This is a genomic window from Clostridium sp. CM042, from assembly GCF_055080995.1.
The window spans coordinates 3,089,686-3,114,647 of record NZ_CM143646.1; the positions used below are offsets into that span (position 1 = coordinate 3,089,686).

19 protein-coding genes and 1 other RNA gene are annotated in these 24,962 nt (G+C 30.6%); 18 read left to right on the forward strand and 2 right to left on the reverse strand.

The features are described from left to right. Positions 1 to 65 precede the first annotated feature (65 nt). The 7 genes from ACWJJ7_RS14750 to ACWJJ7_RS14780 all read left to right on the forward strand — a co-directional run bounded on the left by ACWJJ7_RS14750 (position 66) and on the right by ACWJJ7_RS14780 (position 9,247). The gene (locus tag ACWJJ7_RS14750; protein WP_462965006.1) at positions 66 to 1,916 is read left to right on the forward strand and encodes a sensor histidine kinase; all 1,851 of its coding nucleotides are present in this window, start codon (positions 66 to 68) and stop codon (positions 1,914 to 1,916) included. Positions 1,917 to 2,114: 198 nt separating this feature from the next. Further along, positions 2,115 to 3,902, forward strand: coding sequence for a sigma-54-dependent Fis family transcriptional regulator (locus ACWJJ7_RS14755; RefSeq protein ID WP_462962757.1), 1,788 nt, complete (start codon positions 2,115 to 2,117; stop codon positions 3,900 to 3,902). A 262-nt stretch (positions 3,903 to 4,164) separates the two neighbouring features. Continuing rightward, the gene (locus tag ACWJJ7_RS14760) at positions 4,165 to 5,520 is read left to right on the forward strand and encodes an L-cysteine desulfidase family protein (protein WP_462962758.1); all 1,356 of its coding nucleotides are present in this window, start codon (positions 4,165 to 4,167) and stop codon (positions 5,518 to 5,520) included. Between the two features lie 104 nt (positions 5,521 to 5,624). Beyond that, positions 5,625 to 5,814, forward strand: a non-coding RNA gene (gene ssrS / locus ACWJJ7_RS14765) — 6S RNA. Between the two features lie 125 nt (positions 5,815 to 5,939). Continuing rightward, entirely contained in the window at positions 5,940 to 6,743 is an 804-nt protein-coding gene (locus ACWJJ7_RS14770; RefSeq protein WP_462962759.1) for a hypothetical protein, read from the forward strand. A 12-nt stretch (positions 6,744 to 6,755) separates the two neighbouring features. Next, positions 6,756 to 7,874, forward strand: a complete 1,119-nt coding sequence (locus ACWJJ7_RS14775; protein WP_462962760.1) for an ATP-binding protein — start codon at positions 6,756 to 6,758, stop codon at positions 7,872 to 7,874. An 8-nt stretch (positions 7,875 to 7,882) separates the two neighbouring features. After that, positions 7,883 to 9,247, forward strand: coding sequence for a vWA domain-containing protein (locus ACWJJ7_RS14780; RefSeq protein WP_462962761.1), 1,365 nt, complete (start codon positions 7,883 to 7,885; stop codon positions 9,245 to 9,247). 90 nt (positions 9,248 to 9,337) lie between these two features. On the opposite strand, the gene ACWJJ7_RS14785 is transcribed toward ACWJJ7_RS14780, so the two are convergent. Next, positions 9,338 to 11,062, reverse strand: coding sequence for an alpha-glycosidase (locus ACWJJ7_RS14785; protein ID WP_462962762.1), 1,725 nt, complete (start codon positions 11,060 to 11,062; stop codon positions 9,338 to 9,340). Between the two features lie 480 nt (positions 11,063 to 11,542). On the opposite strand from ACWJJ7_RS14785, the gene ACWJJ7_RS14790 reads away from it, so the two are divergent. From ACWJJ7_RS14790 to ACWJJ7_RS14830, 9 genes are all read left to right on the forward strand, one after another. After that, positions 11,543 to 12,811, forward strand: a complete 1,269-nt coding sequence (locus ACWJJ7_RS14790) for a sugar ABC transporter substrate-binding protein (protein WP_462962763.1) — start codon at positions 11,543 to 11,545, stop codon at positions 12,809 to 12,811. An 84-nt stretch (positions 12,812 to 12,895) separates the two neighbouring features. Next, positions 12,896 to 14,182 (forward strand): carbohydrate ABC transporter permease, encoded by a 1,287-nt coding sequence (locus ACWJJ7_RS14795; protein ID WP_462962764.1) that lies wholly within the window; start codon positions 12,896 to 12,898, stop codon positions 14,180 to 14,182. After that, positions 14,182 to 15,042, forward strand: coding sequence for a sugar ABC transporter permease (locus ACWJJ7_RS14800; RefSeq protein ID WP_462962765.1), 861 nt, complete (start codon positions 14,182 to 14,184; stop codon positions 15,040 to 15,042). The genes ACWJJ7_RS14795 and ACWJJ7_RS14800 overlap by 1 nt, the downstream gene beginning before the upstream one ends. 146 nt (positions 15,043 to 15,188) lie before the next feature. Next, a complete protein-coding gene (locus ACWJJ7_RS14805; protein WP_462962766.1) occupies positions 15,189 to 16,187 on the forward strand; it encodes a LacI family DNA-binding transcriptional regulator in 999 nt (332 codons plus the stop codon). A gap of 77 nt (positions 16,188 to 16,264) precedes the next feature. Continuing rightward, complete coding sequence (locus ACWJJ7_RS14810; protein WP_462962767.1) at positions 16,265 to 16,936, forward strand: helix-turn-helix domain-containing protein; 672 nt, start codon at positions 16,265 to 16,267, stop codon at positions 16,934 to 16,936. A 36-nt stretch (positions 16,937 to 16,972) separates the two neighbouring features. After that, positions 16,973 to 18,721 (forward strand): glycoside hydrolase family 13 protein, encoded by a 1,749-nt coding sequence (locus ACWJJ7_RS14815; RefSeq protein WP_462962768.1) that lies wholly within the window; start codon positions 16,973 to 16,975, stop codon positions 18,719 to 18,721. Between the two features lie 126 nt (positions 18,722 to 18,847). Beyond that, positions 18,848 to 19,585: a tRNA pseudouridine(38-40) synthase TruA gene (gene truA / locus ACWJJ7_RS14820; protein ID WP_462962769.1), complete on the forward strand. Its 738-nt coding sequence runs from the start codon at positions 18,848 to 18,850 to the stop codon at positions 19,583 to 19,585. A gap of 742 nt (positions 19,586 to 20,327) precedes the next feature. Beyond that, positions 20,328 to 20,783 (forward strand): hypothetical protein, encoded by a 456-nt coding sequence (locus ACWJJ7_RS14825; RefSeq protein ID WP_462962770.1) that lies wholly within the window; start codon positions 20,328 to 20,330, stop codon positions 20,781 to 20,783. An 85-nt stretch (positions 20,784 to 20,868) separates the two neighbouring features. Continuing rightward, the gene (locus ACWJJ7_RS14830; RefSeq protein WP_462962771.1) at positions 20,869 to 21,393 is read left to right on the forward strand and encodes a hypothetical protein; all 525 of its coding nucleotides are present in this window, start codon (positions 20,869 to 20,871) and stop codon (positions 21,391 to 21,393) included. A gap of 561 nt (positions 21,394 to 21,954) precedes the next feature. Here the strand turns inward: ACWJJ7_RS14830 and ACWJJ7_RS14835 are convergent. Next, a complete protein-coding gene (locus ACWJJ7_RS14835) occupies positions 21,955 to 22,293 on the reverse strand; it encodes a reverse transcriptase N-terminal domain-containing protein (RefSeq protein WP_462962772.1) in 339 nt (112 codons plus the stop codon). A gap of 679 nt (positions 22,294 to 22,972) precedes the next feature. Between ACWJJ7_RS14835 and ACWJJ7_RS14840 the strand changes: the two genes are divergently transcribed. Together ACWJJ7_RS14840 and ACWJJ7_RS14845 are read left to right on the forward strand one after the other, a co-directional pair. Beyond that, positions 22,973 to 23,299, forward strand: coding sequence for a PadR family transcriptional regulator (locus ACWJJ7_RS14840; protein WP_462962773.1), 327 nt, complete (start codon positions 22,973 to 22,975; stop codon positions 23,297 to 23,299). Further along, positions 23,292 to 24,488 carry a DUF2812 domain-containing protein gene (locus ACWJJ7_RS14845; RefSeq protein ID WP_462962774.1) on the forward strand — a complete coding sequence of 399 codons (1,197 nt, stop codon included), beginning with the start codon at positions 23,292 to 23,294 and terminating at the stop codon, positions 24,486 to 24,488. Before ACWJJ7_RS14840 ends, ACWJJ7_RS14845 begins: the two co-directional genes overlap by 8 nt. The last annotated feature ends 474 nt before the right edge of the window (positions 24,489 to 24,962 follow it).

The window sequence follows — 24,962 nt, forward strand, 5'->3', positions numbered from 1 at the left end:
TAAGGATCAGTGATGGTCCTTATATCCTTGTTAAATATAAATGATTTAATATGGATGTGAAAAAAATGTGTACTATTGATAAAGACAGAAAAAAAGAAATAAATGATATTATATCTATTGTTAAATTGATTTCATTATTATTTTGTGGAATTGTAATTTACAATAAATTTTTTATAAGAAACATAGAGAATTTTCAAAGTCCAAGTGGGTATATTAATATAATTCCAATGGCAGTGCTATCAGTAAGTAGTATATGTATTTATTGTTTATGGTCATTTTTGTCTATAAGAAAATTTAAATCTAAATATTTAAAGTCAATACAAATTATTGAGAACTTAGTTTTTATTATGATTTTTTCAATTTCCATTATTTTATCAAATGATTATACTAGTCAATATAAATTATTGTTTCTATTTATAATTATTACTTCCACATTAGAATTAGGTATGAAAAATGGTGTTACTATGGCAGTTATTTCATCAGGGATAATACTAGTTATAGATTTGATTTATGCACCACATGCTAGTGTTAATTTTTTTTTTGAAAATGATTTAATTATGGCAGGAGTATTTATTTTAACCGCCTGGCCATTAGGTCATTACGTAGAAATTGAAAAAGAAAATTCACATAAAAAAAATTTACAACTTCAAGCACTGAATGATGAATTAAAAGACACTGATAAGCAACGTGCATATATAGAAAAAATATTATTGAAAAACGAAGATTGCTATAGCTTACTTATTGAAAATTCAAGGGAAGCTATATTTGTTCATAGGAATGATAAAGTGATTTTTGTGAATGAAAGTGCTATAAGATTAGTAGGGTTAAATACCCAAGATGAATTAATTGGGAGACTTATCTTAGACTTTATGGACATAGAAGAGAGTGAAAATATTAAAGATAAATTTGATGAAATATACAATAAGCAAAGCACACTAGTAAATTTTGAAGGAAAAATATTTAAGCAGGATGGTAAAGTTGCTAATGTGCAAAATACCTCTACTTATTTTACATATGCAGGACAACCCGCGATATTAAGTATAATACGTGATATTACTCCTGAAAAGCAGGTTGAAAAATTGCAATTGGACGTAGAAAAAAACCTTCAATTATTAAATGAAACTATTAAATTGAATAAATTAATTACAGAGTTGTTTACAAATATATCGCATGAATTAAAGACTCCCTTAAATGTTATATATTCTGCTGTTCAGGTATTAAGTATATATAATAATACAGAGGAATTTTGGGATAAAAAAGATGAATATCTAATTGTTATGAAACAAAATTGTTACAGGCTTATGAGGTTAGTTAATAATTTTTTAGATATTACGAAAGTAGATTCAGGGTTACTTAAACCAAACATGGTAGAAATTAATATCGTAAGCGTGATTGAAAATATAGTTTTATCTGTTGCTTCCTACGTGGAAAGTAAGCAAATTCAACTCATTTTTGATACAAATGTAGAAGAAAAGATAATGCCTTTTGATCCAGATAAAATAGAGCGGATTATGCTTAATTTATTATCTAACTCCATTAAATATACTAATTGTGGTGGTGAAATTTTAGTTACCTTGGCTGATAAGGAAGATAGTATTCTTATTTCTGTAAAAGATACAGGTATAGGTATACCCGAGGATAAGTTAAAATTCATGTTTGAGAGATTTGCACAAATAGATAAAACATTAAAACGTCCTTGTGAAGGGACGGGTATAGGATTGTCTCTTGTTAGATCCTTTGTAGAAATGCATGAAGGAAGCATTGATATAAAAAGTAAGATTAACATAGGAAGTGAGGTTATAATTAAACTTCCAACAAAAACATTAACAAAGCATTATGTGGATGATGAATTTCAGTATAAAACTAATATAGAAAGAATTAACATAGAGTTTTCTGATATATATTCAGATATTTAACGACATTTCAGAAGGAAAGTTTCCTACTTCTATAAGTGGGAGTTACATACCTTAACAAATAGAAAACTTCAATGGGTGTATAAATATCCTTCTGAAGTTGTTAATGCATCTTCGTAGAAGATGAGCAGCACCGCAGGTGATGTTTAAATATGGTATAATAAATACACATTTATGTAAAAAATCAAAAGGATGATAAGTATGGATTTGATAAAAATAGTTTCAAATGTTCAGAAGATTTCTGAGGCGATATCAAGCGTTATAGGAGTAGCTGTGACGGTTGTAGATAATAATTATAATAGAATAGCAGGGACAGGAAGGTATAGAAATTGTATCGGAGAAAAAGTAAATGAAAAATCTGTTTTTGGATTTGCGCTGACGCAAGGAGAAAGCTTCGTTATTGAAAATCCTAGAAAACATTTTGCATGCTTAAGGTGTGAGAATGCTTATAGTTGCAAGGAGTTTGCAGAGGTTTGTTGCCCAATTCATGTTGGTAATGATACTATTGGAGTTATTGGGCTTATTGCTTTTGAGGAAGAACAAAGGGATGCTATTATAAATAATCAAGTAAACCTAATGAATTTTTTAAATAGAATGGCGGATTTAATATCCTCAAAGCTATTAGAACAGGAAAATACAGAGAAAATAGAGCTTTTGGCAGGGGAACTTGAGATAGTTCTTGACGCTGTAGATAAAGGAATTATAGCAGCGGACCACGCAGGAAATATTCTTCATTATAACACTAAAGCATTAGAGCTATTTAGACTTCATGGAAACCAAATTTTAAATACAAATATAAAAAATCTTATTGGTGACTTAGATTTCAATAAACTTATCGAAAAACATAAGAATTTAAAGAATAAAGACTTTAGTTATAATGGTAGTAGTCATCATTTCAGAGGAGTACTTGATGCGAAGCCTATTAGTATTGGTGATAAAAACTTTGGTATAGTATGCTCCTTTAGTAATATTTCCGATTTATTAAAAACAGTAAATAATATTACCACAGGGACTATGGTTACGTCCTTTGACAGCATTATAGGTAGTAGTTACTGCTTAGAACAAGTTAAATTAGAAGCAGAAAAAGCAGCAAAATCTACTTCTACAGTACTTATTCAGGGAGAAAGTGGAACTGGAAAAGAGCTATTTGCACGGGCTGTTCATTTTTATAGTAATAGAGCGAAAGGGCCTTTTATTACAATAAATTGCGCGGCTATTCCAGAACAACTGCTAGAAAGTGAGTTTTTTGGGTATGAAGATGGGGCTTTTACAGGAGCGCGAAGGGGCGGCAAGGCAGGGAAATTTGAATTAGCAAATAAGGGAACAATATTTTTGGACGAAATTGGAGACATGGCTATTCATCTTCAAACTAAACTTTTAAGGGTAGTACAGGAATACGTTATCGAAAAAATTGGTGGAAAAGAATCCATTCCTATAGATGTAAGAATAATTGCGGCTACCAATAAAGATTTAGAAAAAAAAGTATTAGAAGGAGAGTTCAGGCAAGATTTATTTTATAGATTAAATGTAATTCCACTTAATATACCTCCTCTAAGAGATAGAAAAGATGATATAATAATCCTTGTGGATTATCTTTTAGACAAATGTAATTCTAAGCTAGAAAAGCATATAAATAAAATAGATGATGATTCTTTAGAAATTTTTATGAATTATAAGTGGCCTGGCAATGTACGTGAACTTGAAAATACCATAGAATATGCTGTAAATATGTGCAGTGGTAGTGTTATAAAATGTACGGATTTGCCGAAGAGGTTGAAAGACCCAGAAAACACTTTAAAGTTGAATAAGGATGTAGAGATTATACCTATTAAGGAATTAGAAAAAAAAGAAATTGAAAAGGCTCTAGAGTATTTTGGACACAGTAAACAGTCAATTACAAAGGCGGCTGAGGCTTTAGAATTAAGTAGAGCAACTTTATATAGAAAAATAAAAGAATATGGGATCAAATCATCTTTTTCAAAGGTGTAAATCATCTTTTTCAAAGCTGTAAACCATTAAACAGTATCAAAATGAGAATTAATTCTCACTTTGATACTGTTTTTTTATCATTTTGAGATAAAACATCACTGAAAGGGTTATTCACAGTATAATTTTGTTGGCATGAGTATTGCTATAATATGTATGAGGTATATTAAAAAAATATTCATAAAAGCTACATAAGTTTTTGATATATTTAATTTTATAGCCATGCTTATTACTGAAATACATAATTCGTTGAGGGAGTGATTTTATGAAATTAAAAAATCTTATAGTTCAAACACTTAAGGAAGAAGTTGTTCCTGCCATGGGATGTACTGAGCCAGTAGCTGTTGCTCTTGCATGTGCAAAGGTTAAAGAACTAATAACTTTTAATAATATAGTGAGTGCAGAAGTTTTTGTTAGTCCTAACATATATAAAAATGGATTGTCAGTTGGGATACCAAATACGCAGGAGGTTGGGCTTTCTATTGCAGCTGCGTTGGGATTTATTGGTGGAGAAAGCAAAAAGGATTTAAGGGTACTCGAAGGAATTAACAAAATGCAAGTGCAACTTGCAAAAGAGTTTTTATATAGTGGAAAATTAAAACTAGATATTAAAGATACTGGGGATAAAGTATATGTAGAAGTGAATCTTGTAACAGATAAAGGTAATTGTAGTGTAATTATTAGCGGAAAACATAATAGATTTGTTTATATTAAAAGATTAGGCGAAGTTCTAATAGACCTAACAAATGAGGATAAGATCAACAATAAGGGAAAAAATGTTTTACATAATTTGAGAATAAGAGACATTATAAAAGAAATTGAGGAAATTCCTCATGAGGATATCGCTTTTATGTTAGAGGGAATAGTGATGAATGAAAATATAGCTAAGGTAGGACTTAAAAAGAAAATGGGCATGGGAGTTGGATTCAGTCTTAAGAAAGGGATAGAGAAAGGGATTCTGTCAGAAGACTTAATGACCTCTTCAATGATGCTCACAGCAGCAGCTAGTGATGCGAGAATGTCAGGGATGAATTTATCTGTTATGAGTAGTAGTGGAAGCGGAAACAATGGGCTTACAGCAATTTTACCATTGGTGGCATATAAAAATAAATTTAATGTAAGTGATGATAAATTGGCTAAGGCAGTGGCAATAAGTCATATTACGAATAGCTATATAAAACATTATATAGGAAGATTATCAGCACTGTGTGCTTGTGGTGTTGCAGCTGGAACTGGGGCTGGCATTGCTATAGCATGGTTAATGGGTGCTAGTTATGATCAAATAGATGGGGTTATAAAGAATACCATTGCAAACACCAGTGGGATGATATGTGATGGGGCAAAGGAAGGTTGTGCATTAAAGCTTTCAACTTCTGCATCAGTGGCTGTGCAATCAGCAATTTTGGCTATAAATAATTCTATTATACCTGCAAGAAATGGAATTGTTGCAGAAACTGCAGAAGATACAATTAAAAATTTAGGGATTTTATCTTCCGACGGTATGGGTACAGCAGATGCTGTTATATTAAAGACTATGAAAAAAATGCAAAGAGAATATGATGCTGTAGTAGTAGATAAAAATTCAGAATTGAGTTTAAATAAACATGGTATTATTGCATAAAAAAAATTTAAAGAAACCATAAATTACTATTGAATTTTATTTATAATCTGATATAATAAACTTAATAAGAAATACTTAAACGTATTCATTAATTTTATAAGTTTGTATTTCTGAGGTATTCGTGAAGCTCTTATTTTCAACCTACAGTATTAATACGGGAGTTCAAGATCTAGGTGTGGATTTGGCCTATAAGACCAATATTTAAAGTGGCAAGGACTATTAAACATCTCTGAGGACACCCACCTATCGAAAAGATAGGTGTAAAAATTGGGGCAACGGTATTTTGGATTATAAAATATAAAATTTTAGATTATTTATAAAAGAGATAGAAATATCTCTTTTTTTTATTTCCAAGAAATTATAAATTCTTTTTTCATGTTATAATTAGTTCAAATTAATAAGTATCGAGGTGCGATTTTATGATAGAAGATAAAGTCATTGCGATGATAGAAAGTAATCCAATTGTTATAAAAAATATTGAAAATCCTAGTGATCAAATGAAGATTATGGCTATAAAGAAAGATGGCGCAATGCTACGGTATATAAGAAACCCTACAGAAGAAATGAAGGGCCTAGCAATAAAAAGTAATCCGCGGTCAATTGAGTTTGTTGAAGATCCAACTTATGATATGAAAAAATATGTTGTATCAAAGCTATGGAACACTTTGGAATTTATTGAAAATCCCTGCGAAGAATTGATAAAAGTAGGTATTGATCAAAAAGGCTATGCAATAAAATATGCAAAAGAACCAAGCAATCTATTGCAAAAACTAGCTATAGAAAAAGATTATGACTCTATAAAATATATAGACAACCCAAATGAAGAAATACAAATTTTGGCTATAAAAATAAATTATAATGCGTTAAGATATATAAAAAATGCAACTTTAAATGCAGAAATTTTGGCTGTTTGCGAAAATGAAGCTGCAATAAAGTTCATTTCAAACATAGATGAAAATAAAAAAATATCATTTTTAAAGCACAATGCCTTGGTAATGAAATATTTCATTAATGACCTACCAATGGATGCTACGGAGCTAGCTTTCAAAGATGTATTATCTAAAGAAACTATTTCAGAAAAATACGTAAGAGATTTTATAAACTGCGATAGTATAAATGAAAAATATGGAAATATATCTATGGATAAAATAATTTTTATTTATAAATATGGTAGTAAAGTCTGCAAAAAAATAGCAGTTGATGAAAAACTGAATATGATGTAAGAAGGGTGAATTATGAATTTTAAAGATACAATGCAAAGCGTAGATCTTGTTATACAAACGGATGAAGTCCCTTTAGTTGTAGGTGAGAGTGGTATAGGAAAAACTGCCTTAGCGAAGACACTTTCAAAAAATAAAGGCTGGAGCCTAGTTATTATAGATGGAAACCTTTTGAAAGAAGGAGAAATAGGTGGTCTTCCAACAGTTGAGGATTATAGATTTAAAGATGATAGGGGCAAGACTGTTAGTAAGAAAAATACTGTTTACGCGGTTCACACAAAGCTACAAGAAATAGATAGTTTGATATCTAGTGGTAAAGAGGTATTTTTATTTATTGATGAAATAAATCGTTGTGAACATACGGTGCAACAGGAGCTTATGAATCTTATACTAAATAGAGAGATAAATGGGTATAAGCTAAATAAAAAAGTTAAAATCTTAGCTGCAATGAATCCTTCTAGTAAATACGGGGAAGATTTTGATTATCAAGTAGTTGATATGGATGCAGCGCAAGAAAATAGATTTGTTTTGCTGAAAATGGAATGTGATTCATTAGCTTGGATTTCATGGGCGATTGAGAATAAATTAGAGCAAAAGGTTATAGAATTTATATCTACTTTTCCAGAATATTTACTTAATAACCAAAATGATGAGCAAATAAGAGCAACCCCTAGAAGTTTCGAGCGGGTTTCTAAAAGTTATAGGATTTACAAGAAAAATAAAGATACAATCCATAAAAGAATATTTTTAAATATACTAAAAGGGAATTTAGGAAATAGGATAGCTCATGAGTTTATGGCATTTTCACAGGAAGATAATAAACCTCTAATTTCTTATGAAGAGGTATTTAATGGTGCGCAATTATCACAAGATGTAATAGCAAAGGTTAAAGAGGAAAGTCATACTAGGTTATATTTGATTGCAAATAATATTTTATATATCTTAGATAAGAAAGAAATTTTAAATAGTGATATACAAAGACTTGTAGAATTACTGGAGGTTTACCCTGTGGACTTAGGGGTAGGAATTATGCAGGATATTAAAGAAAGTCATAATAGTGTTTATAAATTATGCTTGGAAAATGAGGATTTCGTTGAAATGTATTTTAAGGCCTACAATGAAATAAAAGGCTAGGTGAAATTATGGTGAAAAATTTTGAAAGTCTTAAAAGCACGCTTTATGATGAAATTTCTAATGTGAGAAGCATTGAACACATGCCCAATAATTTTGAAAAAGATTTTTTGAAGATTGTTACAATGGTTAATTTTATGCTCATAGAAGATAATGAAAACTTTTATGGATATTTTCTGCTTCAAATGTCTAGGGAGATAAAATATGACATAAGTTCGCCCACGGCTGTGAACTTTAAATTATCTAGGTACGTTATTTATTTTAATCCCTATATCTTTTTAAATCTTACACCAAGGCAGATGATGGGCTCTATTAAACACGAGATTTATCACATATTATCCTCCCATTTGAATCGTGCAAGGAGTCTTAAAACAAAATATAGTACCCTTTCTATTAATATGGCAATGGATATAGTAGTGAACCAGTATATAGATTGTTTGCCGCCCTATGCCACGACAATAGACAGTATAAATTTTAAGTATAGTTTAAAGATGCAACATTATATGACTATGGAGTATTATGCGCATACAATTCAAGAAGCCTTAAACCTATTAGAGCAAGAAGATGAGAGCATCGAGGATGACTCTAAGGAGAAGCACATAGAAAAAGAATTTAATGCATCTAAAACTCATGATTTATGGGAAGAATCTATAGAGGTAGATGAGGAGACCCTTAAAGATTTTACGCGAAAATTTGTAGCACTTGCAGAGAAGGGCAAAGTTCCTCTTTATTTAGAGGGAATTCTCAAAGGATTAAAAGCTAATAAAGGTGAAATTCCTTGGAATTTATATCTGAAAAAAATAATGGGGACTTTAGAAAGTGATAAAAAAAAGACTGTGTCAAGAAGGAGCAGACGTCAACCTAATAGATTAGATTTAAGGGGAGAACTAAGAGGACATACAGCTAAAATTACCTTGGCTATAGATATAAGCGGTAGCATAAGTGATGAGGAGTTTCATGGAGCAATAAAGGAAGTTTTTAACATTGTAAAAACTTATAAGCATGAAATAACCTTGATTGAATGTGATTCGCAAATAAGGCAAGTATACAAGGCTAAGTCTATTAATAGTATAAGAAAGCGTTGTAGTTCGCGCGGTGGTACAAAATTTACACCGGTAGTTAAGTATGTAAATAATACGGATACCAACATACTAATATATTTTACAGATGGAAAGGGTGAAGAAAAACTTGATGTAATGCCAAAAGGCTATAAAATTTTGTGGGTTATATCAGGACGCACCGATAAACTTTCATTAAAGGAGCCTCTTGGAATTGTGAAAAAACTAAAACCTGTAGAGATAAAAGAGGATACTTCAGAGAGGTTAGATATAATGGTTGATGGTTTTTCTATGAATCATCATGAACCAATATATTAGGAGCTTTTTTCTTATATTATGCTATAACGAAAAGTATATATTAAAAAAGGGACACGCCTTTTATCAATGACTGCCCCTCTTTCTTATTTTCTATAATTTTAATATTTTGAATTCCATAGGGTTTAATATTAATCCATTGTTTAATTTTGTTTCCTGTGAAGTGAAAATATCTATAGCGGTGTTATCTAAAGATAGCTTAACATTATATTCTTCATCACTATTGTTAATAGCAATTAATAGAGATTCACCTTCATAACTTCTTTCAAAAACTAAAACATTGTCCTTGCAATAGAGTTTTTTGTAGCCACCATAAATTAAAGCACTATTATTTTTCCTAAGAGATATCATAGTCTTGTAGTGGTTAAATAATTCTGTATTTTGTTTTTCTACATCCCAAATCATACATTTTCTGCACTGAGGATCCTCACCACCATTAAGACCTATTTCATCTCCATAATAAATATATGGAACTCCTTGGTAGCAAAATTGGAAGGCGATTGCAAGCTTCATTCTGTCTACATTATCCTCACATTCAGTTAAAAATCTCTTAGTATCATGACTACCCATTAGATTCCAGAGTTGCCTTGTGATGCTACTCATATAAAGAGTTCTATTAGAAGATAATATATTGTCAAATTCTTCTACAGGTATGCTTCTATTAGCGAAAAAATCAACTAAAGCAGATTTAAAAGGATAGTTCATTATACTGTCCAGTTGATCTCCTTTTAAGAAGGAGTTTGCTTCATGCATTATTTCACCAACAATAACCGCATCTTTATTAGCTGCTTTAACTACTTTACTAAAAGCTCTCCAAAAATCATGGTCAACTTCATCGCAAACATCCAGTCTCCAACCATCAATTCCTATTTCTTTTACCCAATATTCTCCCACCTTTAATAAATACCCTCTTACTTCACTATTATGAGTATTTAATTTCGGCATTGTGCTTACGTTATCAGCAAAAGTATAGTAGTTTACAGTATCAGTACTAACTGGGTAACTGTCGATAAAATACCAATCCTTATACTTTGAAGCTTCTTGTTTGTCTAGTAAATCCTCAAAGGCAAAGAAGTCACTTCCTGAATGATTGAATACAGCATCAAAAATAATTTTCATTCCTTTTTCATGACATTTTTTTATTAACTCTTTTGCTGTGGCTAAGGTCCCAAACTGAGGGTCTATGCCATAATAATCTGCTGTATTATATTTGTGGTTTGAAGTGGATTTAAATATTGGAGTTAAGTAAACTAAATTAACGCCTAATTCCTCTAGATAGTCTAACTTATCAATAACTCCTTGAATATTTCCACCAAACATAGATTCAGTTTTTACTACGCTGCCCCATTTGGAAGTATTTTCTGGAGCGTTGCTTTTATCTCCATTATAAAAACGATCCGGAAAAATTTGATATACAACTGATTCTTGTAACCAAGGAGCTTCTTCATATAAATCGCCCTCTGCTAAATAGGCAAATTGAAAAGCTGTGAGTTCTTTTAGATCTGGTGTCTTATCTCTAAAGCCTCTTTCATCAAAATATATTATATTATTATTCCAATCAATTAGCTCAAAGTAATATCTATATCTGTTTCTCTCAACGGATACTTCTGTTTCAAAATAATCAAACAAGTCAGCTTGAGCTGTAATTTTCATTTCTTTAACATCATATGGGTCATCCCAGTTATATCTATCTTTATAATATAAATTACATTTTTTAACATCATCTTTTGCTGTTCTTAAACGCAGCACTAGAGTGTTTAAATCTCTGCCATAGGCATAGGGTGTTTCAGTAATATGATATATTGCATGCTTATTCATTTTAATCTACCTCACTTTTATGTTTATCCTAGACATATGAAGAAAGTAAATAGTGGAAGTTGTCATAGATATTTCTTGTATGCCCTAGTATATTTATGGTGAAATTATATCATAAGCATTTAGTGATGATTGTATATACTTAATAAAATATGTATATATACTATGTTAATTTATCTGTATTTATTGAATTGTAATATAAAATTGTACATTTGCGTATACGTTTGCACAAAATTTCCTTAGAATATTGTTGTAATAGAAGTAAAGCAGTATTGTTATTGAGAGAATCTAAACTAGAGATTATAAGGGCTCAAAGTAATTTTGAAATGGATTTCACAATAAGATTACATAGTATTTGACTATAGTTAATTAAACAAAATTCAGTAAAAAAATTATTTGACAGTTATGAATATCCGGTTTACAATAAAAATATGCAAACGCTTGCAGAGATGTTATAAAAATACTATTTTAGGGGGATTAAATATGAAAAGAAAAGTATTAAGTCTATTATTAGCTTTATCATGCACTGTATCGTTAGTAGCATGTGGTACTAAAAAAGTAGCAGTAGAAGCAACAGCAGCTAAAGAAGGAGTTGCAACTGAAGTGAAACCTGAATCAGGAGCTAAACTAGTAGTTTGGACGAGTAAAGGCGTTGAAACAGATTATATGAAACTTATTGGTACTGAGTTTGAAAAGAAATACGGAGTAAAAGTTACATACGAAGAAGTTGGATCTGTTGATGCTAAAGCCAAAATGGCTACAGATGGACCAGCTGGAGTAGGTGCGGATGTATTTGATGCACCACATGATCACACTGGAGAACTTGTATCATCAGGTTTAATTTTAGAAAATAACCTATTTGCAGAAAGAGTTAAGAAGGACTATTTAAAATCAGCCTTAGATGCAGTATCATATGAGGGTAAAGTTTACGGATATCCAACAGCAATAGATACTTACGGATTATTTTACAATAAAGATGTATTCAAAACAGCACCAAAAACTTATGAAGAGATAATCGCAAAAGCCAAAACATTTAATGATGCAAAAACAAACAAATATGCATTTATGTGGGATATTGGAAATGCTTACTTCTCTCATAGTTTTATAGCAGGAGGCGGCGGTTATATTTTTAAAAATGGAACTGATAAAACAGACGTAGGTATTGATTCAGCTGGAGCAATTGACGGAGCAAAATCTTTAATGGATTTGAAAAAAGTTTTACCAATTAATGCAGCAGATTCAACTAATATAATTGTGGACGGTTTATTTGATGAAGGAAAAATAGGAGCGATGATAGATGGACCATGGGCAATATCAGGTAGAGAAAAAGCTGGCGTTAATTTTGGTGTAGCACCATTACCTAAATTAACTAATGGAAAGCAACAATCAAGTTTATCAGGAATAAGAACATTATTTGTTAGTTCTTATTCAAAATATCCAATAGCAGCTCAAATGTTCGCTAGTTTAGCAACATCGGATGAAATGTTATTAAAAAGATATGAATTAACTAAACAAATACCACCAGTAACAAAACTAATGGGAAACGCTAAAATTAAAGATGATCCAATGGTTGCACCATTTTTAGAGCAAATAAAGTATTCTGTACCAATGCCATTAATTCCTCAAATGGGACTTGTTTGGACTCCATACGGAGCAGCATTTTCATCAATGTGGAACGATGGAGTTGCTCCTGAAAAAGCACTTAAAACTGCAGCTAAAACTATAAGAGACGCAATAGCAGCTCAAAAATAATTAGTTGTAAATAGAAGTTAGTCATTTGCTATATAGTAAATGACTAATTTTAAATAAAATTCTATCTGATTTAGGAGGTATGAAATGAAAAAATCAAAACAAGCAACTATTTTCTCTGTGCTCTTTATGGGTCTAGGACAAATATATAACAAAGAAATATTTAAAGGAATTATGTTTGCAATTATAGAAATAGTAGCTATATTTAATATAAGATATTTTTCAACATCAATAAAGGGTCTAATTTCACTAGGAGATTCTGGTCTGAAATTTGTGAATGGGAAAGCAACAGGAGATCATTCTATTTTCTTAATGATTGAAGGTCTTATAGCAGCTATAATTTTATTTCTTGTAATTTCAGTATACATATTTAATATCTATGATGCAAAACGAGGAGGAGAAAACATAGAAAGAGGTAATAAACCACTAAATACAAAAGAATTCTTAAGTTATGTGTGGGAAAAATATTTTCCTCATATCATGCTAACACCTGGATTCTTGTTTACTGTATTTTTTATTATGCTTCCTATTATGTTCACCGTAGTAGTTGCCTTTACTAACTATTCAAGTCCTAATCATTTGCCACCAAGGAACTTAGTTGACTGGGTTGGACTTGATAATTTTAAACAATTAGTAAATTTAAAAATGTGGAATAATACTCTTCTAAAAGTAGGGATTTGGACACTTATATTTGCTGTAGTAAGCACTACTTGTAACTTTTTTGTTGGATTATTCTTAGCACTAATAACTAATGCTAAGGGAATAAGATTCAAAAAGTTTTTTAGAACAATTTTTCTTTTGCCTTATGCTATACCAGCATTTATATCCTTACTTATAATGAGATTAGCATTTAGTGGACCAGGTCCAGTAAATAATATGCTAGCTTCCTTTGGAATGGGAAAAATACCTTTTTTTACAGATCCCACTATTGCGAAAATAATGATTTTAATAATAACGGTTTGGTTAGGAGCACCTTATTTTATGGCACTTATGTCAGGAATACTTACTAATATAGACAAGTCTTTATATGAAGCTTCAGAAATTGATGGCGCAACCAAGTGGCAACAGTTTTATAAAATAACATTGCCACTAGTGCTTTTTCAAACAATGCCACTATTAACAATGAGTTTTGCTTATAATTTTAATAACTTTGGAATGATTTATTTGTTAACAGACGGCAATCCAGTTAATGGGAGTTTACAATATGCAGGAGATACTGATATCTTAATTTCATGGATTTATAAGATGACAAAGGATCAGAATCAATACCATATGGCATCTGTAATTACCATTATATTATTTATTTTTGTTGCAAGTATTTCTGCATATAGCTTTAGTAAAACCAAAGCCTTCAAAGAGGAGGACATGATGTAATGAATAAAAAAATAGTAAAAAATAAAAAGGTAGATTTATCTAATGTAATTCAAAAAATAATAATATATGCTATATTGGTGCTACTATGTATAGTAATATTGACACCGGTAATTTGGATTGTTTTATCCTCATTTAATAGTGGTACAAGTTTATTTAGTTCATCTATAATTCCTAAAAATCCAACATTAATCCACTATAAAGAGTTGTTTACACAAACTGATTTTCCGAAATGGTATATGAATACATTTAAAATTGCTATAATTAATATGTTTTTGTCAGTTATACTAACAACACTTTCTGCCTATGCATTTTCTAGATTTAAATTTAAGGGTAGAAAACAAGGGCTTATGGTAATGATGATTTTACAAATGTTCCCCGGTTTCTTAGCTATGACTGCTATATTTATTCTAATAAGTAAGTTAGGATTATTAAATAGTCATTGGGGTTTAATTCTTGTGTATGCAGGTGGACAAATACCATATAATACATGGTTATGTAAGGGCTTTTTCGATGGTATTCCAAGAAGCTTAGATGAAGCTGCAAAAATAGATGGGGCTTCAAATATGACTATTTTCGTAAAGGTAATATTACCTTTAGCAAGGCCAATAATTACATTGGTTGCACTTACAAACTTTATGGGACCTTGGTTTGATTTTATATTTCCTCAAATAATATTAAAAAGCAGTGAGAAGAAAACACTTGCTATGGGATTATTTGAATGGGTTCAAAAACAACAAAACACCCAATTTACCATGTTCGCTGCAGGTGCAATTTTAGTTGCTATTCCAATTACATTGCTGTTTGTATATTTACAAAAGCATATTGTAGAAGGACTATCATCTGGTGCTACTAAAGGTTAGTTTTTATAAATAGACATCATCTAGAATAACATACTAATTAGTTATTTTAGATGATGTCTAAAACTTTAACAAGCTGGCCTTGCAGAAATCAAGTTTTATAATATAACTCGTATAAATATTTTTAGAAGGTAGGAAGTGAAGTTTTCATGTCGATAACTATAAGAGAAGTAGCAAAGCTAGCAAATGTATCACCCTCAACAGTTTCAAGAGTTATTGCGGATAATTCTACAATTAGTGATGCAACAAAGAAAAAAGTTTATAAAGTAATGAAGGAAATCAATTATCATCCTAATGCAATAGCTAGGAGCTTAGTTAGTAAAACAACTAAAACTATAGGACTTATTTTACCTAGCACTGATGAAGATTTATTTTCTAATCCATTTTTCATTCAAATTATGAGGGGAATAAGCCATTATGCTCAAAAAAAGCGATATTATATTATGTATGCTTACAGTAGTAATGAGGATCAAGAGGTAAAGTATATAGCAAGTTTAATAAATAGTGGAAGGGTTGACGGAATTATTTTGCCATTTGTAAAAAAGGATGACAAATGCATCACTTATTTAAAAAAAGTAGATTATCCTTTCGTAGTAATAGGCAAACCAGAAGATACAGAAGGACTTTTATGGGTTGATAATGATAATTTTCACGCCATGTATAGTGTTGTTAATTATCTTATACAAAAGGGTGAGAGAAAAATTGCATTTATAGGAGGACCAGCTACACTTAATGTAACTATAAATAGGTTAGAAGGTTACAGAAAGTCGATGGAAAACATTGGGATGAAAATAGATGGAAATATGGTACAAGAAGCAGAGTTTACAGAAATTAGTGGTTATGATGCTATGAAAAGAATTTTAGAAAAATCCAGTCCTACAGCTGTTGTCACCACTGACGATTTAATTGCCTTTGGTGCATCAAAAGCAATAAGCGAAATGTCCAAAACCCATATTTCAATTGTTGGGTTTAATAACACACCATTAACTGCATACAGAGAGCCTACACTATCTTCAGTGGATATTAATTCTGAAGAATTAGGTTATTTTGCAGTTAAGCTATTAATAAATAAATTGGAAGATGAGAAAGAATATATAACCAATTATATTATTGATACAAAATTAGTTGAGAGAGAGTCAACTAAATAATTCAAGGTGGTAAACCTCCTTCTGAAGTCTTTAATATTGTGCACCGCAGGTGATTATTAAAATAAAGAGGTGAAAATATGCTGGAGACCTTTGAATCAGATATTTATATTTTTAATAATGATATATCATTTTTCATCGAATCAAAAAATATACCAAAAGTATTAAGCACCATAAAAGAAAAACATCTACAGGAAAAAGAAAATGGACAGTCCGTTAGTAATAAAAAAAATGATTTAATTATTTGGAATGCTATATACACAAAGGAAATTATAAAAAATGGTGTATCAAAAAGTGCGCTGCATCCTCTATATAATAAATTCTATGATAAAGTCCAAGGTATTACTGATTTAATTGAGTTACAAGCTTTAGAAATTAGCATGGTCACAGCATATTTTAATATTTTAATAAATGATATTGAAGTCACTGATAATTTTATGATTAATAAAATGCTTCAATACATACATATTAATATTGAAAATCACTCTTCGCTTGATAAGTTAGCTAGAGATTTAAACATTTCAGTGGGTTATGCAAGCGATTGCTTTAAAAAGAAGATGGGTATTTCAGTAATGAAATATGTGCAAAAAATAAAAATAGACAGGGCAAAAAATCTACTGCTCAGTACAGATGAAAGCATTTTATATATTGGAATTTTATTGGGTTTTTATGACCAAAGCCATTTCAGTAGAACTTTCAAAGTTATAGTGGGGGTTTCTCCAACCGTGTATAGAAATAGCAATTACGCATAAGTCCTAAACCTAATAAAATTGAAGAGGGGGATAACCATGGATAAGAAATGGTGGAAGGAAGCAGTGGCATATCAGGCATATGTTAGAAGTTTTAAGGATTCAGATGGTGATGGAATAGGTGACTTAAAAGGGATAATAGAAAAACTAGATTATTTGAAAGACTTAGGAGTAGGTATATTGTATTTAAATCCTATAAATAAATCACCTAATGACGATAATGGATATGATATCAGCGACTTTAGAGACATAATGGATGAATTCGGGACGCTTGCAGATTTTCATGAGTTAGTTAAAGGACTTCATTCTAGAAAAATGAAGTTAGTGATGGATTTGGTAATAAATCACACTTCTGATGAGCATCCTTGGTTCCAAATGAGTAGAAAGAGCAAAGATAATGATTATAGAGATTATTACATTTGGAATAAAGGTACAAAGGGTAACCCTCCAAATAATTGGGGGTCTTTTTTTGGAGGCAGCGCTTGGGAATATGACGAGATAGCAGAAGAATATTATCTTCATATTTTCTCTAAGAAACAACCAGATTTAAATTGGAAAAATGAAAAATTAAGAGAAGAAATAAAGAATATGATAAAGTACTGGATGGAAAAAGGGGTAGATGGATTTAGAATGGATGCTATTAATCATCTCGGAAAAGATCATTCCTTTCCAGATGGAATAATAGAAGAAGGTCATGTATATGGTAATTTTGTAAAATATGTACAAAATCTACCTGAAGTTCATGATTATTTAAAAGAATTAAGAAAAGAGGTATTTAACACTGGGTATCATGTAGTAATTGGTGAAACGGGTGGAGTAAACTATAAAAATGCCCATGTTTATACGGGAAAAGATAAAGGTGAATTAGACTTCACCTTCCATTTTGATATGCATAGTGTGGGTAGAGGGGAAACTGATTGGGAAAGGAAACCTATAAACTTAATAAAAGATATAAAGGAAAATATGAGTGGATGGCAGGGAAGGCCTGAAGAAGAAGGTTGGTGCCCCTTATTTTACTCGAACCATGACACTACAAGAACTATATCAAGACTAGGAGAAGAGAAGAACTATTTAAAAGAATCTGCAAAAATGTTAGCTTGTCTTCAATTGACTCAAAAGGGAACTCCTTTTATTTATTATGGAGATGAAATAGGAATGACCAATGCTTGGGACTTTAAATTAGAAGATTATAGAGATGTGGCTGTGTTTAATAAACACAAAGATTTAGTTAAGGGTGGGTTAGTAAGTGAAGAAAACTATCTAAAGGGACTACGATATATGTCACGGGATAACTCAAGAACACCAATGCAGTGGAATAATAGTGAAAATGCAGGGTTTACTACTGGCACCCCCTGGATAAAAGTTAATTCAAATTATAGAAAAATTAATGTGGAGGAACAAATAGAAGACTCAAATTCAATACTAAATTATTATAAAAAAATGATAGCTTTAAGAAAAAATAAGGCTGTATTGGTATATGGAAGCTTTGAGGAGATTAATAGAGAACATGAGGAAATATATGCATATCTAAGACAATTAGAGGGGGAGATTCTCTTAATCATAGTTAATTTCTTTGGAAATGAACCAATATTTGAATTTCCACAGCATATCCATTATGAAAAGGCTAAACTATTGCTATCAAATTATGTGGTGGAAGGTTACGCCGCTAGTGTGAATATAAAATTAAGACCTTATGAAACTAGGGTATATGAAATTAAATCATTCCATGAAGGTTCGGCAAGTACTGTTAGAGAGAATTCGGTAAAAGACTCTAAGTTTATTCCATGAATACATTACCCTATCTAAAAATAATGATAAATATATTAGCTTTATTTTAATAGAAAAGTTATAATTAAAATGTTCATTGGGTAAAATTAAAACATGAATAATCAAAAAAGTTAAAGGCGGATATATATGAGAAATTTAAAAATGATATTAGAATATGATGGAAGTAGATATAAAGGATGGCAAAAACAATCAGATAACGATTTAACGGTTCAAGGTAAACTAGAAGGTGCATTATCTAAAATGGCAGGAGAACCTACAGAGGTTACAGGCTGCGCGCGAACTGATGTAGGAGTACATGCTGAAAATTATATGGCAAACTTTCATACTAATTGTGAGTTAAGCATGGATGAGATGAGAGAATGTTTATATGAATTTTTACCAGGGGACATAGTAGTGAAATCCATGGTGGATGCAAGTGAAAAGTTCCATGCAGGGTATAATATAAAATCAATTACTTATGTGTATAAAATAAATAATAATGAACTAAGAAATGTATTTAATAGAAAGTATGTTTATCACTCTGAGATGAATCTTAATTTAGAAGAAATGGGAATTACAGCAGAGTCTTTAGTTGGATCTCATGATTTTAAGTATTTAGCGACAGTATCTACAAATACTAAATCAACTACTAAGACTATCAATTATATAAATATAACAGAAAAAGAAGGCATTATTGAAATAGAAATCAATGCAGATGAATTCTTATGGAATATGGTAAGAATTATTATAGGAAGTCTTTTAGAAGTGGGTAAAGGGAAAATTAAGGCAATGGATATAGAAAAATTACTAAATGAAGAAACAGCATCAGAATATATACCGATGGCAAAGGCAAAAGGACTATCTCTAAGAAATGTTGAATATTAAGAAGGAAGTATACCATGAAGATTCGGCATGTAGGATGCTTTGATAGTAGAAAATTCGTTAACAGAATCTAAGTTTATTCCAAAAAAACTCCCTAACGCACTTATTCGACGTCCTGTCTCAGAAGTGCTAGCAGGCCGTCCTGGCCTGCTTATGGGAGTTTTTTATTATATAAACTAAGATTCTGTAAAACTCATTATATACTATCTCTCGCATCTCTACATGCTTTCATCTTTATGATTATAATTTTACATTCTAAATAATTAAACAAAGGAGTATTATTGATTATATGGAATATGGCAAGAAATATATTGTTTTCTATAAAAAGAGACGAACGGGAAATTTTATAAATATTTACTGCGCTAAAAACTACTCTAATACTTGTGGTATTTGTACTCGGATTAATAATAATTTTGAACCTATTAAATGGCGTTACTTTATTACCAATTATGTGTATATTTATTATTGCTATAATTAGTTGTTTTTGTTTTGTTCTGTTATACAAATTAAATATTAATACTGAGTTTAGTTCTTTGAATTTTATAAATAAAATGGGAAAAAAATAAAAAAGTAACTTAATATGGAATACATTTTGTATAACTATGGTGACAGATTTAATTGTACTATTTGCAATATAATATGTAGTTTTGCGAGTGTTATTGTATATTTTTGTAATTGACAATATATTTTACTAAATATATAATTAAATTGATTTATATATATATTTAGGGGGAGATGTTTAAAAATGAAAAAATCAGTAAAAATATTTAGTGTTTTAGTACTAGCTCTAGGGATGTTACTTGCCATTCCAAAAACAGAAGCATACGCTGCACCAACTGCACCACCTGTAACACATTATGAAATAACAGGAATGGCAGACCAAGATATGTTTAATGTAAAGAAATTCCAACCGTTTCCAGGTAATGCAGTTGAAACAGATGGAACAATATACATACAAACTAACCAAATGGGACAAGGTAATGTATCTATAACAATGGATGGGGTAAGGCATAATTTCCAAGAAGTTAAAAGTACACCTATAATAGAAAATACCTATTACGGCAGGGTAGTAGCGGGGTGGGATATTATATATAAAATTGATAATTTAACCAAAGGAATGCACACTATTAAATTTACATGTTCAGGAACAAATTTCCCCAATCCAATTAAAACAGACACTGCTAAAATAAATAAACTTTAGATATGGAAATTTGAATAAAAGCTTATATAATAAACCTCGGTTAAAAATACTGAGGTTTATTATATATATAAATGGAGGAGATATAATGAATTCAATAATTAATCAGGTTCAACCAAGAAATTACACACATAAATATTTAGAAAATAATAAAGATAAAAAAATCGGTTTGGAGATTGACGATAAAAAAAATAGTTTGGAGATCGACGATAAAAAAATTAGTGAGGAAGAAGATAAAAAAGTATATGAACTATACCAAAAAAGCCACATGGCTCACTCTGCCAAGAGTTTTGAAGAATTTAAAAGAGATGAAATAACATTTCCACCTAATACAGCTCCTGGAATAGTTCGTAAAGCCTGGAGAGAAAAATGGGAAAATGCTACAGAAAAAGAAAAAGATGCTATGAGGAGTTTTGATACCGTTTATGGAATGTTCTTGATGGAAAATAAAAAATATATGCCAAATGATTTAAATGGTTATTTAAATTTAATAGATAATATGAAAGGTTATATAGAACGATACAATCATTGTCCCGGTGTAGATCAGAGCCTTTATGAAGGCCTTGTGAATTTATCTAATAGCTTTGAAACAGAATTAAATAAATATAACTAAAATATCTTAGTTAGGTGGGTAGATATTTTATTCATTACGATTTCTATTAGGGGCGGAAACAAGGGAATTGACAAAACCCATATTAAGGAATGTAATTCCATAAAATTTCGTTTTCGGTACTTAAATATAAGCCTTAGCAATAGTCACTTTATACGTGATTTTCAGTTCCAATACTATCACCAAAACAAAGTATAATGGTTATGTCATAATATTATTATATTTCGTCACAAGTAATCTCATATAATTAGATAGGGGGTTACTTTATTAAGCGTGTATTGATATTTTGAATGTAACACAATACCAATTGAGTTACATTCACTTTGAGGATATTGGTCATTCTTTAACATTATAAATATACTCTGTTTTTAAAACTTATCTTTTAAATTTAAAATTATTATTTTCTAAAAGTAACCCCAATTCAAGATAATTTATTATTATGTTGAATTGGGGTTACTTTTTATTTATATCTAAGATTTAATATAAAAATTATATTTTCAGGTGATGTTGTGTAGTATACACTATACCTTAATAAGTTATAAATATATCACATTAGGAGGTTTGTTAATTTGAATGTATTATAAATGACTTAATTATAATACTAAGGGAAGTGTAGAGCATGAAATCACTTGAAGTGATTACAACTTGACCGTCAACACCAGCTGTTTTTTTACATTTATTAATTTGTGTAACTCTTTTTATTGAAATTAGCAAATTAGCATTACTTTTAATCATTAGCCTTTGAAGCTTTCTTACTTTTCTTTCCTGTCCCAACTGTTCGGCACGAAAAATCCGTTGGCGAAGTTTCTTCACATATTCATATATTTTCTTCCAGTCTATTAGTGACCAGCTCTCTATATGTGGAGAAACAGCCGACGTATTAAATTTATTAATAGTTTTCATAACATGTCTCTCCTTAAAAAGATTCTTCTTTACGTTTTCTTTCATGTTGATGACCACGTGGAAGTCTGCCCTCTTTCGAGTGAGTTAATAAACCCTATCCAGCGGGTTATTTTCCCCCCTGAACTTTCGTCCTACTGGCATTCGCTTTCTCCACAATCCCTTGCCCTCTGGTATTGTAGCTTTCTTTCGATTACCCTACCTCTATTGAGGAACACAAAGGGTTTACCAAGTTCCACTATTAGTAGATTCAAATGGGGAAGCATCCCTCTATACTCCGATGGATATATGGGTTACTGCACGATTGGAATGCGATACAATCTTTCCTATCCATATTAAGCTTGTTACTCCGCAGTACGCCTATCGTAAATGACGAAGATTACAAAGGTTCAACTTTCGTTTATACTTTCCATTTTTCCCCTAACCCAGTATTACTCCTACGTAAAGCAATCACCTTAGGTAATTAACTCTCATGCAACCTACAAACCAATTACTCGGAGTGCAGTTTCGAGCGAGGATACGTTTAGTAACTAACGCAGTTTCTCACAAAACACTACTAATTAGCGACTTCTTGTCGCACCATATTACTTTACAATTATAGAGTAATATGATATAGTCGAGATACTACATGTCACGTCGTGACATATAACAACTAGACTTAAGGTTAATACGGAGGGGTTATATGGATAAAATATTTAAAAAATTCCTGCCTATGACTGAGACAGCTTATTATATTTTGCTATCTTTAGCGGAGCCTAGACATGGTTACGGAATAATAATACATGTGGAAGAGATAACGAAGGGTAGAATTAAGTTGGGTTCAGGAACGGTTTATGGAACCCTTACAAAGTTACAAGAGAAGGGCATAATTTCTGTTTTTTCAGACGAGAAAAGACGTACTGTTTATGAAATAACGGAAATAGGTAAAAAACTTATTCTTATGGAAATAGAGAGAATAAAGGAAATTTATGAAAATGCAGTAAGATTTGAGGGGGACTTTTATGAGTAAAAGGGTATTTAGACCATTTTGGAGCCTTGATATTATAGAAACTGAAAATTGGTTGTATAAAATGTCTGCCAAAGGTTATCACTTGAAAAAAATTGAAGCTGTAACTAAAGTATTTGTTTTTGGAAAAGGTGAAAACAAAGAAATATACTATAGAATTTGTCATCATAAATCAGGGATTAATGCTACTTCGAAATCATTAATGAAAAACGGATGGTATAGTGCTTTTTCAAAGAAAAAATGGAACATATTAGCGAATGAAAATGATAAATCTCAAATAAAAATACAGCCTCCAAGAGAAAGTCTATTAAATAGAAGTCGTATTATAAAATACTCTATAGGAACACTACTTTCAATGTGGATAATTATATCAATAGTGCCAATGATTTTTCTTACGGAGTTACTTTTTAATCTTAATGATGATTCTTTAAATGCTACTTTTATGCCAGGGGCTAAATTATCAATGATGTTAATGGTATTAGTTTTGTTTTTTTTATTTTACATTATGATAATACTTAATAAATCAGATAAGAAGCTTCGCATGGAAAATAATACAGATTTAAATGTAAACTTTACAATACCGAAAGACACAATTTTAGATCATAAAGAAGAGAGAAAATTACGTAAAGATGGAAAAGTTATTAAGAAAATTAAACTATGTTGGTTTTACTCTCCAGATATAACAGAAGAATGGCTTGAAAACATGGAAATGAAGGGTTACAACTTGTATAGAATGAGCAGGTCAGGTAATACTTTTTACTTTATGAAGGGTGAACCAAGAAACGTTAAATATTCTTTGGATTTTCAAATTACTGTAAATGATAGCTATTTCGAATTTCATAAGTCTAGCGGGTGGAATATGATATTTACAAGTTATTCAAATTTTATAAAACATACGTTATGGGGAAAAGAATATTGGGATGAAAAGCCAGCGTTATATTCAGACATTAGTCATATACTTAAACATGCAAAAAAGCAATGTATGGTGTATTGTATTTTATTTATACCTTTAATTATAATGTATTTATTTATAATCGGGGTTAACATAAAAATGTATTTAGAAGGTATTCCAGTAATGCGGACAGGATTAATAGCGTTAATAGTAATGTTGGTGTGCATGGTTGAATTTGGATGTTTTATTATAAAATCTCTAAGCTACTATTTAAGAATTAGAAGGAAGGTTAGTTACTGACTTACCAGGGTTGCTAACAAATATTTTTATTATATAGGAAACAGCTTGCGGAAAACAATGTGGATAACTTTTTTTATAGTTGAGAGTTAAGGCTGAGTTTTATGTTGTCACAGAAAACTCTTAAAATGTCATGTAGAAATTCTTGTTTTATGAATACTAAATTCAAAGCATAGGTACCACATCTGCAGCCTACCGGCTAAAAGATTTTTTTTGTGGGGTTTATTGAGATTTATTATTTCCTTATATGCCATCCATACTAGATACATATTAGTGTAAATATGATATAGTATGAAGTTTCTCCGGAAGTAACTTCGCACCTAGGTGCGGTGAAATAAGAAGCGCAGAAACAATTGAAATCCCATTTAGGAATTTTCATTTGCTAACCAATGTTTTTATGCGCAAAAAAAAGTATGTATTACGTATAATGCATTGAAGCAAGCTTTAGAACTTCTTATTTTACTTTTAATTAAGATG

Excerpts from the sequence above, each read along its gene's own strand:
- ACWJJ7_RS14750 (WP_462965006.1), top strand. The coding sequence starts at position 66 with ATGTGTACTATTGATAAAGACAGAAAAAAAGAAATAAATGATATTATA.
- ACWJJ7_RS14755 (WP_462962757.1), top strand. The coding sequence starts at position 2,115 with ATGGATTTGATAAAAATAGTTTCAAATGTTCAGAAGATTTCTGAGGCG.
- ACWJJ7_RS14760 (WP_462962758.1), top strand. The coding sequence starts at position 4,165 with ATGAAATTAAAAAATCTTATAGTTCAAACACTTAAGGAAGAAGTTGTT.
- ACWJJ7_RS14770 (WP_462962759.1), top strand. The coding sequence starts at position 5,940 with ATGATAGAAGATAAAGTCATTGCGATGATAGAAAGTAATCCAATTGTT.
- ACWJJ7_RS14775 (WP_462962760.1), top strand. The coding sequence starts at position 6,756 with ATGAATTTTAAAGATACAATGCAAAGCGTAGATCTTGTTATACAAACG.
- ACWJJ7_RS14780 (WP_462962761.1), top strand. The coding sequence starts at position 7,883 with ATGGTGAAAAATTTTGAAAGTCTTAAAAGCACGCTTTATGATGAAATT.
- ACWJJ7_RS14785 (WP_462962762.1), bottom strand. The coding sequence starts at position 11,062 with ATGAATAAGCATGCAATATATCATATTACTGAAACACCCTATGCCTAT.
- ACWJJ7_RS14790 (WP_462962763.1), top strand. The coding sequence starts at position 11,543 with ATGAAAAGAAAAGTATTAAGTCTATTATTAGCTTTATCATGCACTGTA.
- ACWJJ7_RS14795 (WP_462962764.1), top strand. The coding sequence starts at position 12,896 with ATGAAAAAATCAAAACAAGCAACTATTTTCTCTGTGCTCTTTATGGGT.
- ACWJJ7_RS14800 (WP_462962765.1), top strand. The coding sequence starts at position 14,182 with ATGAATAAAAAAATAGTAAAAAATAAAAAGGTAGATTTATCTAATGTA.
- ACWJJ7_RS14805 (WP_462962766.1), top strand. The coding sequence starts at position 15,189 with ATGTCGATAACTATAAGAGAAGTAGCAAAGCTAGCAAATGTATCACCC.
- ACWJJ7_RS14810 (WP_462962767.1), top strand. The coding sequence starts at position 16,265 with ATGCTGGAGACCTTTGAATCAGATATTTATATTTTTAATAATGATATA.
- ACWJJ7_RS14815 (WP_462962768.1), top strand. The coding sequence starts at position 16,973 with ATGGATAAGAAATGGTGGAAGGAAGCAGTGGCATATCAGGCATATGTT.
- truA (WP_462962769.1), top strand. The coding sequence starts at position 18,848 with ATGAGAAATTTAAAAATGATATTAGAATATGATGGAAGTAGATATAAA.
- ACWJJ7_RS14825 (WP_462962770.1), top strand. The coding sequence starts at position 20,328 with ATGAAAAAATCAGTAAAAATATTTAGTGTTTTAGTACTAGCTCTAGGG.
- ACWJJ7_RS14830 (WP_462962771.1), top strand. The coding sequence starts at position 20,869 with ATGAATTCAATAATTAATCAGGTTCAACCAAGAAATTACACACATAAA.
- ACWJJ7_RS14835 (WP_462962772.1), bottom strand. The coding sequence starts at position 22,293 with ATGAAAACTATTAATAAATTTAATACGTCGGCTGTTTCTCCACATATA.
- ACWJJ7_RS14840 (WP_462962773.1), top strand. The coding sequence starts at position 22,973 with ATGGATAAAATATTTAAAAAATTCCTGCCTATGACTGAGACAGCTTAT.
- ACWJJ7_RS14845 (WP_462962774.1), top strand. The coding sequence starts at position 23,292 with ATGAGTAAAAGGGTATTTAGACCATTTTGGAGCCTTGATATTATAGAA.